Source organism: Nonomuraea ferruginea, assembly GCF_039540635.1.
Classification (GTDB): Bacteria; Actinomycetota; Actinomycetes; order Streptosporangiales; family Streptosporangiaceae; genus Nonomuraea; species Nonomuraea ferruginea.
The window spans coordinates 307,574-321,310 of the sequence record NZ_BAABFD010000002.1 but is presented as its reverse complement, the minus strand read 5'-3'; the positions used below and the strand labels follow the sequence as shown (position 1 = coordinate 321,310).

The 13,737-nt window shown below is 73.6% G+C and carries 17 protein-coding genes; 3 read left to right on the top strand and 14 right to left on the bottom strand.

All coding sequences use genetic code 11. The features are described 5' to 3' along the window. Positions 1–10 precede the first annotated feature (10 nt). Positions 11–802, bottom strand: coding sequence for a phosphotransferase (locus tag ABD999_RS04810; protein WP_271276244.1), 792 nt, complete (start codon positions 800–802; stop codon positions 11–13). Positions 803–897: 95 nt separating this feature from the next. Here ABD999_RS04810 and ABD999_RS04805 point away from each other — a divergent pair, with 95 nt between their 5' ends. Then, complete coding sequence (locus ABD999_RS04805) at positions 898–1,650, top strand: thioesterase family protein (RefSeq protein WP_261808599.1); 753 nt, start codon at positions 898–900, stop codon at positions 1,648–1,650. Here the strand turns inward: ABD999_RS04805 and gndA are convergent, their stop codons facing one another. Continuing rightward, a complete protein-coding gene (gene gndA / locus ABD999_RS04800) occupies positions 1,651–3,075 on the bottom strand; it encodes an NADP-dependent phosphogluconate dehydrogenase (protein WP_148032041.1) in 1,425 nt (474 codons plus the stop codon). It abuts the gene before it with no gap. A 62-nt stretch (positions 3,076–3,137) separates the two neighbouring features. Beyond that, complete coding sequence (locus ABD999_RS04795) at positions 3,138–3,833, bottom strand: HAD family hydrolase (RefSeq protein WP_148032040.1); 696 nt, start codon at positions 3,831–3,833, stop codon at positions 3,138–3,140. 22 nt (positions 3,834–3,855) lie between these two features. Between ABD999_RS04795 and ABD999_RS04790 the strand changes: the two genes are divergently transcribed. Beyond that, entirely contained in the window at positions 3,856–4,491 is a 636-nt protein-coding gene (locus tag ABD999_RS04790) for an NAD(P)H-binding protein (RefSeq protein WP_148032039.1), read from the top strand. Positions 4,492–4,495: 4 nt separating this feature from the next. On the opposite strand, the gene ptsP is transcribed toward ABD999_RS04790, so the two are convergent. From ptsP to ABD999_RS04750, 8 genes are read right to left on the bottom strand one after another with little or no spacing between them, the layout of a single operon-like run. Beyond that, a complete protein-coding gene (gene ptsP, locus ABD999_RS04785) occupies positions 4,496–6,115 on the bottom strand; it encodes a phosphoenolpyruvate--protein phosphotransferase (RefSeq protein ID WP_271276245.1) in 1,620 nt (539 codons plus the stop codon). Then, entirely contained in the window at positions 6,108–6,389 is a 282-nt protein-coding gene (locus ABD999_RS04780; protein ID WP_148032037.1) for an HPr family phosphocarrier protein, read from the bottom strand. The genes ptsP and ABD999_RS04780 overlap by 8 nt, the downstream gene beginning before the upstream one ends. Positions 6,390–6,399: 10 nt before the next feature. Continuing rightward, positions 6,400–7,404, bottom strand: a complete 1,005-nt coding sequence (locus ABD999_RS04775) for a zinc-binding dehydrogenase (RefSeq protein WP_271276246.1) — start codon at positions 7,402–7,404, stop codon at positions 6,400–6,402. Next, on the bottom strand, positions 7,401–7,826 hold the full coding sequence (locus tag ABD999_RS04770; RefSeq protein ID WP_148032035.1) for a PTS mannitol transporter subunit IIA: 426 nt from the start codon (positions 7,824–7,826) through the stop codon (positions 7,401–7,403). The genes ABD999_RS04775 and ABD999_RS04770 overlap by 4 nt, the downstream gene beginning before the upstream one ends. Next, a complete protein-coding gene (locus tag ABD999_RS04765; RefSeq protein ID WP_148032034.1) occupies positions 7,819–8,127 on the bottom strand; it encodes a PTS lactose transporter subunit IIB in 309 nt (102 codons plus the stop codon). Before ABD999_RS04765 ends, ABD999_RS04770 begins: the two co-directional genes overlap by 8 nt. Before the next feature lie 3 nt (positions 8,128–8,130). Then, positions 8,131–9,369 carry a mannitol-specific PTS transporter subunit IIC gene (mtlA, locus tag ABD999_RS04760; RefSeq protein ID WP_148032033.1) on the bottom strand — a complete coding sequence of 413 codons (1,239 nt, stop codon included), beginning with the start codon at positions 9,367–9,369 and terminating at the stop codon, positions 8,131–8,133. Between the two features lie 53 nt (positions 9,370–9,422). After that, positions 9,423–10,433 (bottom strand): 1-phosphofructokinase, encoded by a 1,011-nt coding sequence (gene pfkB / locus ABD999_RS04755; protein ID WP_345482588.1) that lies wholly within the window; start codon positions 10,431–10,433, stop codon positions 9,423–9,425. Then, a complete protein-coding gene (locus tag ABD999_RS04750) occupies positions 10,430–11,191 on the bottom strand; it encodes a DeoR/GlpR family DNA-binding transcription regulator (RefSeq protein WP_148032031.1) in 762 nt (253 codons plus the stop codon). The genes pfkB and ABD999_RS04750 overlap by 4 nt, the downstream gene beginning before the upstream one ends. 87 nt (positions 11,192–11,278) lie before the next feature. Here ABD999_RS04750 and ABD999_RS04745 point away from each other — a divergent pair, with 87 nt between their 5' ends. Then, positions 11,279–12,217, top strand: coding sequence for a D-alanyl-D-alanine carboxypeptidase family protein (locus tag ABD999_RS04745; RefSeq protein ID WP_187281198.1), 939 nt, complete (start codon positions 11,279–11,281; stop codon positions 12,215–12,217). 25 nt (positions 12,218–12,242) lie between these two features. Here ABD999_RS04745 and ABD999_RS04740 read toward each other — a convergent pair whose 3' ends face one another. Genes ABD999_RS04740 through def form a run of 3 tightly spaced genes read right to left on the bottom strand, consistent with a single transcriptional unit; the run spans position 12,243 to position 13,634 of the window. Beyond that, entirely contained in the window at positions 12,243–12,581 is a 339-nt protein-coding gene (locus ABD999_RS04740; RefSeq protein ID WP_148032030.1) for an MmcQ/YjbR family DNA-binding protein, read from the bottom strand. Positions 12,582–12,591: 10 nt separating this feature from the next. After that, a complete protein-coding gene (locus tag ABD999_RS04735; protein WP_261808598.1) occupies positions 12,592–13,023 on the bottom strand; it encodes a CBS domain-containing protein in 432 nt (143 codons plus the stop codon). Positions 13,024–13,082: 59 nt separating this feature from the next. Next, positions 13,083–13,634: a peptide deformylase gene (gene def, locus ABD999_RS04730; protein WP_271280061.1), complete on the bottom strand. Its 552-nt coding sequence runs from the start codon at positions 13,632–13,634 to the stop codon at positions 13,083–13,085. Positions 13,635–13,737: the final 103 nt, after the last annotated feature.

Genomic DNA, 13,737 nt, shown 5'->3' with positions numbered 1-13,737 from the left:
CACCGGATCGTCAGAGGCGCGCTCTCGCCAGCCGGGTGACGGCGGCGAAGCGGGCCAGCTCATCGGGGGCGGGGTCCTCGGTGAGCAGGCCCAGCGCCACGAGCCTGAACGCCAGCGCGCGGGCGAGCCAGCGCGGCGCGTCCTCGCCGATCGCGTCCACCAGGTCCGGTTCGGCGTCGTGGTAGAGGAGGGCGTCCGCGACGACGATCGCGTCCGCGTAAGGGGCGGGCCGCCAGTAGGGGGAGAAGTCGATCACCGCGGGCGGGCTGCCCCGGTGGAAGAGCACGTTGCCCGTCAGGTCGCCGTGCACGAGCTGGGCGGGCGCGGCGACCGGCGCGAGCAGCCCGAGCAGCTCGGCCAGCATCGGCCCGGCGTCCCCCCGGAGCGCGACGTCCTCCTCCTGCCACGCCACCCGGTCCGCGACGGCCCACGGGTGCACGCGCCGGTCCAGCAGGCCGGGGCGCGGCACGTCCCGCAACGCCTCGTGGAAGGCCCGGCCGACCGCCAGCAGCGACGCCCACCTCCTGGTTCCCGTCCGGCCGGGAAGGAGCTCGGACGCCGTCCACCCGCCGACCACGTACGTGCCGGAACCGGCCCTGATCGGCCGGGGGACGCGGAAGGACACCGACGGCGGCAGGCGCTCGAACAACCCGGCGCTCCACTCGGCCTCCTCGCGGCCGTCGACCGGCTTCAGCACCGCGCCGCCGACCCGTACGGCGCGGCCCTCACCACCGGGCAGCGGCTCGGGGACGCCGGAAAGGCCGAATGCGGCGAGCACGCCCGCGGGCGGTAGGACCGTCATATCTCCGATCTTCGCCGCCCCGCGAGGATGTTCAAGAGCCGGGGCGCCCGAGCCGCACGACCTGGCCGGGCGGCTCTCCTCTAGAATCTCATTCTGTGACGTCCCCGTTCTTCACCTCCCAAGGCGCCGAGTTCGTCCCGGCCGCCCACGCGCACAGCCCCTGGTCCCCGGGCATGCTGCACGGCCGCCTGCTCGGCGGGCTGGCGGCCCGCGCCATCGAGTCCCGCTACGCCGACCCCGACCTGCACGTCGCCCGGCTCACCGTCGACCTGTTCCGCAACAGCCCGATGCTGCCGGTCACGGTCGAGACCGCGCTCGTCAGGGACGGGCGGCGGATCCGGGTGGCCGACGCGACGATCCGCACCGAGCAGGGAGTGATCGGCCGCGTGAGCGCCGTCCTGCTGCGCACCAGCGAGCAGCCGGAGAACCAGCCGGTGCTCACCGACCCGTGGGACGAGACCCCGCCCGACGGCCCCCCGGAGCCCTCGACGGGCTGGGAGCCGCCGTTCGAGATGTGGTGGGTGCCCGGCCAACGGCGGTTGTGGATGCGCGAGGACCGCCCGCTCGTCGACGACGAGAAGCTCACCCCGATCGTGCGCACGGCACTCGCCGGCGACTTCGCCAGCCCGCTCACCTCCATGGCCGAGGGCGGCGTCGCCTTCATCAACGCCGACTACACGCTCACCCTCGCCCGGATGCCCGGGAGCGAGCTGATCGGCATGGAGGCCACCGGCCGGGTCGCCGCCGCCGGCGTCGCCACCGGCCAGGTCACCCTGCACGACACCACCGGCCCGTTCGGGTTCTGCGTGGTCACCGCCCTGGCCAACCCGGTGCCGCTGCGCGGCTGATCAGGCGGGCCGCTCCGCGCGGTCGCCGGACCAGTCGGTGTGGAAGGCGCCCTCCCGGTCGACGCGCAGGTACGTGTGCGCGCCGAAATAGTCGCGCAGCCCCTGCACCAGCGCGGCCGGGAGCCGGTCGCGGCGCAGCCCGTCGTAGTAGGCCAGCGCCGAGGAGAAACCGGGCGTCGGCACGCCGATCTGGACCGCCGTGGTGACCACCCGCCGCCACGACTCCTGCGCCACGCCCAGCGCGGCCGCGAACGTCGGGTCGGCCAGCAGCGTCGGCAGGGTCCGGTCGGCGTCGTAGGCGGCGCGGATCCGGTCCAGGAACTTGGCCCGGATGATGCAGCCGCCGCGCCAGATCGTCGCCATCGCGCCCAGGTCCAGGTCCCAGCCGTACTCCTTGGACGCGGCCGCCATCTGGTCGAAGCCCTGCGCGTACGCGACGATCTTGGACGCGTACAGAGCCTGGCGCACGTCCTCGATCAGCTCCTTGGCGCCCACCCCGGACACCGACGGGCCCGCCAGCTCCCTGGCCGCCGCCCGCTGCTCGGGATGGCCCGACAGCGCCCGCGCGAACACCGCCTCGGCGATGCCCGTCACCGGCACGCCCAGCTCCAGCGCGCTCTGCACGGTCCACCGGCCGGTGCCCTTCTGCTCGGCCCGGTCGACCACGACGTCCACGAACGGCTTCCCGGTCTCCGCGTCCACCTGGTCGAGCACCTCGGCGGTGATCTCGATCAGGTACGAGTCCAGCTCGCCCCGGTTCCACTCGCGAAACACCTCCGCCAGCTCGGCCGGGGTGGCGCCGAGCGCCTGGCGCAGCAGGTCGTAGGACTCGGCGATCAGCTGCATGTCCGAGTACTCGATGCCGTTGTGGACCATCTTCACGAAGTGGCCGGCGCCGTCGGGGCCCACGTGCACCGCGCACGGCACCCCGTCGACCTGGGCCGCGATGTCCTGAAGGATCGGGCCGAGCGCCTCCCACGACTCCTTCGACCCGCCCGGCATGATGCTCGGGCCGTTCAGCGCGCCCTCCTCGCCCCCGGAGATGCCGGTGCCGACGAAGTGGATGCCCTTGGCGCGCAGCGCGGCCTCCCGCCGCCGGGTGTCCTCGAAGTGCGCGTTGCCGCCGTCGACGATCATGTCGCCCGGCTCCATCAGCTCCGCGAGCGCGTCGATCACGGCGTCGGTGCCCGCGCCGGCCTTCACCATGATGATCGCCCGCCGCGGCCGCTTCAGCGACGCCACGAAGTCGGCCAGCTCCTCCGACGGCACGAACGTGCCCTCGCCGCCGAACTCCCGCACCAGCGCGTGCGTGCGCGACGCCGACCGGTTGTGCACCGCCACCGCGTAGCCGTGCCTGGCCAGGTTGCGGGCCAGGTTGCGGCCCATGACGGCCAGGCCGGTGACGCCGATGTCTGCCAAGTCCATGTGAAAGCTCCTCTATGGGTGGTACGCAGGCTCCAGCCCACAGGTTCGGGCCGGTATTCCCGCTAGTAGTCGCCGTGCCGGACGCCCAGCTCGTCCAGCCGGTCGAGCATGTCGGCCGGGTCGGCGTACACCCGGAACGCCCCCGTACGCTCAAGCTCGTCCCTGCCGTAGCCGCCGGACAGCAACCCGATCCCCAGCGAGCCGGCGCGGCGCGCGGCGAGCAGGTCCCAGATGCTGTCGCCCACCACCATGGCATGCGCCGGATCGGCCCGCAGCAGCGCGGCTCCGGCCAGGAACAGGTCGGGGTCCGGCTTGGCCCGGCGCACCAGGTCGCGCGTCACCAGCGGCGCGTCATCCGGCAGCCCCAGCATGCCCAGCGCCAGCCGGGCCGTGCGGGCGTACCCGCTGGTCGCGATCGCCCACGGCACGCCCCGCGACGACAGCTCCGCCAGCAGCTCCGGCGCGCCCGGCAGCGGCCGCACCGACTCGACCTGCTGCTCGTACGCGTCGGCGTGCGTCGTCTGCAACTCGTCGATCTGCGCCTGGGTGAGCTTCAGCCCGGTCTCGCGCAGCAGCGCGTTCACGAACAGGCCGCCGCTCATGCCGATGCGCCGGTGGATGCGCCACACCGCGAGGTCGATGCCCATCCCCGACAGGGCCTGCCGCCAGGCGATGACGTGCTGGTAGACGCTGTCGATGAGGGTGCCGTCGAGGTCGAAGAGAAACGCCGGAGCGGGCGCCTCGGGGAAGTCGTGCATACCCCCATGACACCATGGGGCCATGAGGATCATCATCGCGGGCGGACACGGGCAGATCGCGTTGCGGCTGGCCAGGCTGCTCGGCTCCGCCGCCGTCGGCCTGGTCCGCAACCCCGCGCACGTCCCCGACGTCGAGGCCACCGGCGCCCGGGCGGTGGTGTGCGACCTGGAGAAGGCGAGCCCCGACGAGGTCGCCGGGATCGTGCGCGGCGCCGACGCGATCGTGTTCGCCGCCGGCGCCGGCCCCGGCAGCGGCGCCGCCCGCAAGGACACCGTCGACCGGGGGGCGTCCGTGCTCATGGCCGACGCCGCCGAGCGGGCCGGCGTGCGCACGTTCGTCCAGATCTCCTCCATGGGCGCGGGCCGGCCGCCCGCGGCCGGCACCGACGAGGTGTGGGCCGCCTACATCACGGCCAAGACCGAGGCCGAGGACGACCTGCGCCGCCGCGACCTCGACTGGACCATCGTGCGCCCCGGCCGCCTCACCGACGAGCCCGGCACCGGCCGGGTCCGGCTCGAACCGGAGGTGCCGCCCGGCTCGGTGCCCCGCGACGACGTGGCCGCCGTCGTCGCCGCCCTGCTGACCGCTCCCGGCCGGCGCACGCTCGAACTCGTCTCCGGCGACACGCCCATCCCCGAAGCCGTCGCCTCAAGGTGAACGGTCAGCGGCCGTCCAGGGCCGCGCGGGCCAGTTCCCTGCACTCCTCCAGCGTGTGACGGGCCAGGGCGTCGCGGACGGCGGGGACGCAGACGGGCGCCATCGAGAGGCTCGTCACGCCGAGACCGGCCAGGATGGGGGCGAGCCTCGCGTCGCCGGCCGCCTCGCCGCAGACGCCCACCGGTTTGCCGGCCGCGCGGCCCGCCTCGGCGCAGAGCTCGACCAGGCGCAGCAGGGCCGGCTGGGCCGGGTCCAGCAGGTCGGCCAGCGCGGGATGCTGCCGGTCGGCGGCGTAGGTGTACTGGCTCAGGTCGTTGGTGCCGATGCTCAGGAAATCCACCTCGCGCAGCAGACGGTCGGCCAGGAGGGCCGCGGCCGGGACCTCCACCATCGCGCCCACCCGGGCGATGCCGCGGGCGCGGGCGCGGCGCGCGAAGGCGGCGGCCTCACCGGGGGTGCTGACCATCGGGGCCATCACCCACGCCTCGGCCCCGGTGCGGCGGGCCGCCTCGGCGATCGCGTCCAGCTGGGTGTCCAGGACGTCCGGCAGCACCCGGTCCACGCGCAGACCGCGGACGCCCAGCGCCGGGTTCGGCTCCTCGGGCAGCCCGAGGAACGGCAGCGGCTTGTCGGTGCCGGCGTCGAGGGTGCGCACCACGACGTACGGGACGGCGGTGAAGACGTCGGCGTAGGCCGTGACCTGCTCCTCGTACGTGGGCGCCTGCTTGCGGTCCAGGAACAGGAACTCGGTGCGGAACAGGCCGACGCCCTCCCCGTCCGGGCGCAGGTCGGCGGCCGAGCCGATGTTGAGCAGCAGCTTGACCGGATGGCCGTCGGCGGTCCTGCCGGGGCCGCTGGTGGCCGCGAGCCGGGCCCGCTCGGCGCTGTCCTGCTCGCGGACGCGTGCCGCGTCCTCCTCCGTGACGCCCGTGACGATCTCGCCGGTGGCGCCGTCCACCGAGATGTACGTGCCGTCCACCAGGTGCGCGGCGCCCGCGCACGCCACCACGGCGGGCAGCCCGCGGCCGCGGGCCAGGATCGCCGTGTGGCTGGTCGGGCCGCCCTTCACCGTCACCAGCGCCAGCACGTCCGGGCCCAGCCCGGCGGTGTCGGCGGGGGAGAGGTCCTCGGCGACCAGCACGAACGGGTGCCCCGGCGACGGCACGCCCGGCATCGGCACGCCGAGGGCGGCGGCCACCGCGCGGTGCTTGAGGTCGTCCAGGTCGGCGGCCCGCTCGGCGAGGTAGCCGCCCAGCGCGGCGAGCGCCTCGCGGTGACGGGCGAAGGCCGCGTCCAGGGCGTGCGGGGCGTCCAGTCCGTCGCGCACCCCCTGCTCGGCCTCCTCCTTGAGCATGGGGTCGTCGGCCATCATGGCCAGCGCGTCGAGGATCTCCGCGGCGCCGCGGCCACCGCCCGCCACGGCGGCGGAGCGCCGGCGCAGGTCCTCGGCGACCGCCTCCAGCGCCTCGCCGACGACGGCGAGCTCGGCGCCGGTGTCGGTGACGGGGTTCGGGGCGGGCAGCGCCGGGGGCCCGGCCATGCGCAGGCACGGACCCGCCGTCCGCCCCGGGCTGACCCCCAGCCCGGCCAGCGAGGCCGGGCCGGAGGGCTGGAGGTCAGGCATCCAGGGCCTCTTCCGCGTCCAGATCACGGGACAGAAGGGTCACCAGGGCGTCGAGGGCCTCGTCGGCGCCGGGGGCGTCCGACTCCAGGGTCACCTCGGTGCCGTGGACGGCGCCCAGCGACAGCACGCCCAGCATGCTGTGGGCAGGGACCGACTTCTCCCCGACCCGGATGCGCACGGGCACCCCCAGCCGCGCCGCCTCCTGGACGAACAGTTTGGCGGGCCGGGCGTGCAGCCCGCTGGCCGACGCGACGGCCACGGTCCTCTCGGGCATGGGTGCCTCCTCACGGTTCGATGGTGACCTTGATGGCCGCGCCCTGGCTGACCAGGCCGATCCCGTCCAGCACCCGCGACAGCGGGAGCCGGTGGGTGATCAGGTCGGCGACCGGCACGGCGCCCTCGGCGATCAGGCGGAGGGCCTCGGCGTTGTGGCCGGGGCTGGAGCCGTTGGCGCCGACGATGGTCAGCTCCCGGTAGTGCACCAGGTTCGAGTCCAGCCGGATGAACGGGTCGTCCTTCGGCAGACCGCCGAAGAAGCTGATGCGTCCCTGGCGGGCGGTCATCAGCACGGCCTGCTCCTGGGCGGCGCCGGCCGCGGCCGCGGTGATGACCACGTCCGCGCCCCGGCCGCCGGTCAGCTTGAGCACCTGCTCCACCGGGTCGGCGTCGATCGCGGCGTCGGGGCGTACCAGCTCGGCCGCCATCGCGAGCCGGTCGGTGTTCACGTCCACGAGGAACACCCGGGCGGCGCCGCGCGCCCGCGCCAGCCGCACGTGCAGGCAGCCGATCGGGCCCGCTCCCATCACCACCACATCGTCACCCGTACCCACCCGGGCCAGGGCCTGCCCGTTGAGCACGCACGCCAGCGGCTCGGCCACCGACGCCTCGGCGAACCCGACGCCGGACGGGATCGCGTTCACCCCGTTCACGGCCAGCACCTTGGCCGGGATGATCATGTATTCGGCGAAGCCGCCGTCGTAGTGGTAGCCCATCGACTCCTGGTTCGGGCACACGGTCATGCGGCCGTGCGCGCAGTCGGGGCAGGCGCCGCACGGGATGGCGGCGATCACCTGCACCCGCTCGCCGGTGTCCACCACCTCGCCGGCGATCTCGTGGCCCATCACCCGGGGCGGCCGGATGTGGTGGTGGCCGAACTTGTAGATCTTCGCGTCGGTGCCGCACGTCGAGCAGTTGCGCACCCGGATCTTCAGCTCGCCGGGGCCGGCGACCGGCTCCGGCGCGTCCTCGATCCGGATGTCGCCCGGCGCGTGGAATCTGGCGACCTTCACGTCAACTCCTCTATCACCTGGTGTGCTTCCGTCGCCTCGCGCAGCGTCCGCGCCCGGTCCGGGTCGAGGAGGATCTCGGCGAGCGCGGCCAGCAGCGGCACGTGGCCGTCGTCCTTGGCCGCGATCCCGACGCAGACCGTGACGGGCTCGCCGTCCCAGTCGACGCCGCCGGGGAACCGCACGACGCAGATCGCGTCGCGCCTGACGTCCTCCTTGGCGGCCGCGGTGCCGTGCGGGATGGCCACGCCCTCCCCGACGTACGTGGAGATCGAGCGCTCGCGCTCCAGCATCGCGTCGATGTACGGCTCCGCGACCGCGCCGATGTCGACCAGGACCCGCCCGCAGCGCCGGATGGCCTCCTCGCGGTCGGCCGCGCTCTCGTGCAGCAGCACCGCGCGCGGGTCGAGCAGGTCCTCACGCATCGACCGTGCCGCCGCTCTTGATCGTGGCGACGAGCTTGGTCACGGCCGGGTCGCCCAGGAAGATCTGGAACGGCACCAGCACCTTGCCCGGCGCCGCCGCCCTGGCCCTGGCGGCCAGCCCGGCGTGGCAGAGCACGACGTCGGCGTCGGCGGGGATGTTGTTGACCGGCGTGTGCTCGACGGCGACCCCGGAGTCCTTGAGCTGCTTGCGGAGCTGGCTGGCGAGCATCACGCTGCTGCCCATCCCCGCGTCGCAGGCAACGATGATCTTGTGAATGTCCTTGCTGTCGATGCTGGGCATGCTTCACGCCTCCTTGCTGGCGGTACGGGTCTCGGTCTGCGCGGGCTCGCCGGAGTCGCGGCGCTCGCCGTTGGCGGGCTGCTCGCCGGGGGTGTCCGCCACGACGTCCGGCACGGTGTCGTCGGCGCCGGCCCGGTGGGAGCCGGCGGGTTCGGGAGCGCCCTCGGCCGGCAGGTCTCCGGCGGGCTCCTCCTTCTCGCCGCGGCCGAAGCCCAGCAGCAGCGCGGCCAGGGCGAACGACACGGCCGTGGCGACCACGATGCCCGCGATGGACGCGAACAGGCCGCCGCGCGGCGTGACGGCCAGGTAGGCGAAGATGCTGCCCGGCGACGGCGTGGCGACCAGACCGGCGCCGGTGACCATGAAGGTGAACACGCCGGCCATGCCGCCGCCGATGACGGCCAGGATGAGGCGGGGCTTCATCAGCACGTACGGGAAGTAGATCTCGTGGATGCCGCCGAAGAAGTGGATGATCATCGCGGGCGGCGTGCTGGGCCGCATGGCCCGCGGGCCGAAGAACATGAAGGCGAGGAGCAGGCCGAGGCCGGGGCCGGGGTTCGACTCCAGCATGAACAGGATCGACTTGCCGGTCTCCGCCGCCTGGGTCACGCCGAGCGGGCCGAGGACGCCGTGGTTGACGGCGTTGTTGAGGAACAGGACCTTGGCCGGCTCGATCAGCACGGACGCGAAGGGCAGCAGGCCGGTGGCGATCAGCCAGCCGACCGCGTCCTCCGCGGCGCCGGTGATCACCTGCACGATCGGGCCGATGCCCAGCACGCCGGCCACCGCCATCGCGCCGCCGATGATGCCCGCGGAGAAGTTGTCCACCAGCATCTCGAACCCGGCCCGGGTCCGCGCTTCGGTGAACGCGTCCACCTTCTTCAGGATCCAGGCGGTGAGCGGACCGATGATCATCGCGCCGAGGAACATCGGGGCGTCCGCTCCCACCACGACGCCCATCGCGGCCACGGCGCCCACCACGGCCCCGCGCTGGCCGTGCACCATCCGGCCGCCCGTATAGGCGATGAGGACCGGCAGCAGGACCTTGATGATCGGGTCGACCATCGCGGCGAGATCCGCGTTGGGCACCCAGCCGGTGGGGATGAACAGGGCGGTGATGAGACCCCAGGCGATGAACGCGCCGATGTTCGGCATGATCATCCCCGCCAGGTGGCCGCCGATCCGCTGGATCGTGGCTTTGGCGCCGGTTCCGTAGACCGGGGGAGTATAGGTGTCGGCCATGGGACATTGCTCCTTCGGGGGGTGAGCAGGCTCGTGCGTGGGTGAGCCGTAAGTCAGCGGGGGGACGGCGGCGGATGCGGCGCCGTCCCGGTGGCCGCCGCGCGAACCGTCACGGGGGTACGGGGGAGCGGCGAGGTGAGGAGGCGGGCGGGGTCGGGGCGGGAGACGCGGACGGCGTCGCGGCGGATGTCCGCGGGCCCCGGCATGCGGCTGCCCGGCAGGCTGACCGCGGCGGCGCCCCAGGCGAGCGCCTCCACCAGCGCCGTCTCGCCGCTTCCGCCGCCCGCGAGGAACCCGGCGAGCATGGCGTCGCCCGCGCCGACCGCGTTGCGGGGCTCGGCGACGGGCGCCTCCCCGTACCAGCACCCGCCGTCCTCGACGAGCACGGCGCCGTCGGCGCCGAGACTGGCCAGCACGGTCCGCGCGCCCGCCGCCCGCAGCTTGGCCGCGGCCGCCACCACGTCGCCGACGCAGGTGATCGCCACGCCGGTGGCGTCGGCCAGCTCCTCCAGGTTGGGTTTGATCAGCGCGGGCCCGGCGCCGAGCGCGCGGGTGAGCGGCGGGCCGCTGGTGTCGACCGCGACGTGGATGCCCGCCCCGGCGAACCGGCGGCACAACCGGGCGTAGACGTCGCCGGGCACCTCGGGCGGGAGACTGCCGGAGGCGACCACCCAGTCGGCCTCGCGCGCCTCGGCCAGCACGGAGTCGGCGATCGTGTCGAGCTCGCCGGGGGAGAGCGCCGTGCCCGGCTCGTTGATCTTGGTGACGGTCCCGTCGGGCTCGGCCAGCGTCACGTTCGACCTGGTCCGGCCGGCCACCGGCACGGTCACCATGTCCAGGCCCTCCTGCCGGAGCAGGTGCACGAGTTGCCGTCCCTCGTCGCCGCCGAACGGCACCACGGCGCGCGAGGCGACCGCGTTGGCCAGCAGGGCGCGGGAGACGTTCACGCCCTTGCCGCCGGGGTCGAGGCGGGCGGCGGCGGCGCGGATGACCGCGCCGCGGTCCAGCGCGGCGATCTCGATCGTGCGGTCCAGGCTGGGATTGAGCGTCAGGGTCACGATCATGCGCGGACCACCTGAGGTCCGGCGGCGGACAGTTCGGCGGCGAGCGCGTCGTCCACTCCGGCGTCGGTGATCACCACGTCGATCTCGCTCAGCGCGGCGAAGCTCGCCAGGTAGGTGTTGGTGAACTTGGTGTGGTCGGCGAGCAGCACGCTGCGCTCGGCGGCCCGCACCATCGCCCGCTTGATCGCCGCCTCGGCCGGGTCGGGCGTGGTCAGGCCCTTCTCGGCCGAGCAGCCGTTGGTGGCCATGAACGCCACGTCCACGTGCAGGTGCGCCAGCGGCTGCAGCGCCCAGTCGTCCACCGTCGCGAGGGTGCGGCCGCGTACCCGCCCGCCGAGCATGATCACGTTGAGGTTGCTCCGCGCGGCCAGCACGGTGGCGAGCGGCGGCGAGTTGACCACCACGGTGAGCTCGCGGTCGGCGGGCAGCACGCCGACCAGGCGGCCCGTCGTGGTGCCCGCGTCGATGATGACCGAACCGTCGTCGGGCAGCTCGGCCAGGGCGGCCTTGGCGATGCGCTCCTTCTCCGCGGTCATCACCTCGTCGCGGGTGGCGAGCGCGGGCTCGAAGCCGAGCCGCTCCACGGGGATGGCGCCGCCGTGCACGCGGCGCAGCACGCCGGCCCGCTCCAGCGCCGTCAGGTCGCGGCGGATGGTCTCGGTGGTGACGTCGAGCTCGGCCGCCAGCGACACCACGTCGACGCGGCCCGCCACGCGCGCCCTGCGCAGGATGTCCTGCTGCCGCTCCTCGGCGTACATGATGTTGGTTCACCGCCGTTTCAGGTTGGTTTCCCCTTTGTTTATCCCCGTTTCTGTGGTTGGTCAAGACTCTGATAGGTATGTGCGATGCGATTGAAGCCCTGGGCCGCGGTCGCCGCGGCCGTACCCCTCGCGGCGGGATGCGTCGCCGGCCCCGCGGCGGGCCCCGCCCGCGCGTCGAGCGGCACCTCGCAGAGCTCGTCGGCCGAGAGTCCGCCCGCCCGGGCCACGGCGTCACGTACGGCGCGGCCGCCCAAGGTCCCGCCGGGCACGACCGCGTCCTGGCTGGTGTTCGACCGGCAGCGCGGCAAGTTCGTCGCGACCCGGCACGCGCACCGCAAGTACCGCTCCGCCTCGGTCATCAAGATCCTGATCGCGATCGACTTCCTGGAGTCGCGCAGGACCGTCTCCGCGGCCGACGCCAGGCTGCTGAAGATCATGCTGAGGGAGAGCGACGACGACGCCGCCTCCACGTTCTGGGACCGGGGCGGCAAGGGCGCCATCGTCACCCGCATGGCGCGCAAACTCCGGCTGCCGGACACCACGCCGCCGCCCGCGTCCAAGCCCGGCTTCTGGGGTTACGCCACGCTGAGCGCGCACGACGTCGTGCGGACCTACCGCTACCTGCTCGACACCGCCTCGCCCCGGGTGCGCGACACGATCCTGGGCCACCTGCGCGCGGCGACGCCGTGCGGCAGCGACGGCTTCGACCAGGCCTTCGGCATCCCCGACGGGGTGCCCGGCCGCAAGGCGGTCAAGCAGGGCTGGTCCGGCTTCGGGCTGACGCCGCCGGTCAGGTGTGACGCCAGGACGCAGAGCGCGTCGATCTCCCTGGTCGCCTCGCGCGCCGCCGACGCGCGCGTGCCCGACTACGGCCGGCCGGTGCTCTACACGACCGGGCTCGTGGGCAAGGACGAGAGGTACGTGATGGCGGTGCTGACGGCGCACCCGGCGGGCAGCGCGTGGCGGGGCTCGGTGAACCGGATCACGAAGCTCACCGCGGGGCTCTATCGCAGCGTCACCTGAACGGCTGAAGGGCGGCCCCGTCGCGCTAGCCGACGTAGGCCGCGTACACCTTCTTCGGCACCACCATCCGCCACGCCTCCAGCACCAGCTCGCGCATCTCGTCCGGGTCGAGGACGGCCAGGCGCGCGACGACCCAGTTGAAGCGCAGATCGGACTCGGGGGGCAGGAGGAACTTGTCGGGCTCCGCGGCGACCAGCGCGGCCCGTTCCTCCTTCGGGAAGGCGAACCCCATCAGCGTCTCGTCGCGCGAGAACGCGACGTAGACGATGGAGCCCACGCGGAACTTGATCCGGTCTCTGATCAGGTGCTCCGATGACCGCGGGAAAGTCGCCGCGAGCCGCCGCACGTCCTCGACTGTGACCACGTGGTCAACGTTAGCGGTTGCCCTCCGCCGCGGAGATGTCGGCGAGCGCCGAGTCCGGGTCGCGCTCCATCGCGAGGTCGCCGATGCTGAGGATGCCGACCGCGCGGCCGTCCTCGAGCACCGGGAGGCGGCGTACGTGGTGCTGGCGCATGAGCTGGACGGCCTGGTCGATGCTGGTGTCCGGGCAGACGGCCTCGACGCCTGGCGAACAGGCCTCGCGCACGGGCGTGTCGGGGCCCTTGTCGTCGGCGACGCACCTGATCGTGATGTCGCGGTCGGTCACGATGCCGGCCATCCGGCCGTGGTCGTTGACGATGATCGCGCCGGTGTCGTTGTCGCGCATGAGCGCGGCGGCGACGCTGACCGGCTGGTCGCCGTCGACGGTCGCGGGGTGGCTGGTCATCACGTCTGCCACGGTTCTGGCCATGGTGTGTCTGCCCATGGTGTGTCTCCTCGATGGATTGCTTCCGGAGGAGCACCATCTACCCGATTTGCCGTCGCTCACGTGCCGGGTGGGTTGTTTGTCGGAATTTGCCCTGTGGCGAGGGACTGCTCGTACGCGGCCAGCACCTGCTTGCGGCGTTTGGCCGGGAGGCGGTCGATGTAGAGGTGGCCGTCGAGGTGGTCGGTCTCGTGCTGGAGGCAGCGCGCGAGCATGCCGGTGCCCTCGACCGTGACGGGCCGGCCCTCGGCGTCGGAGCCGTGCACCGTGGCCCGGTCGGACCGGGGGAGCGGGGCGTACTGGCCGGGGACCGACAGGCAGCCCTCCTCGCCCGCGTCGAGGCGCCGCTCGCCGACGCCCGGCAGCTTCAGCGCGGGGTTGACGACGACGCCCCGGTGGCGGACGCCGTCGTCGTCGGGGCAGTCGTAGACGAACACCCGCAGGGGCACGCCGATCTGGTTGGCGGCCAGCCCCACGCCGTCGGCCGCGTACATGCTCGCGAACATGTCGTCGACCAGCGCCCGCAGCGCGTCGTCGAACCGGGTGACCGGCTCGCACGGCGCGTGCAGCACCGGGTCGCCCACGCGCACGATCGGCCGGACCTCTCCCATGGCGACCGCCCTTCCGTAGTCGTCCGGAACAGTGTACGGTCGAGCGCCACATATCCATATAATGAGACATATTCTCTCGTATAGCGAGATAAATGGTAGCGTG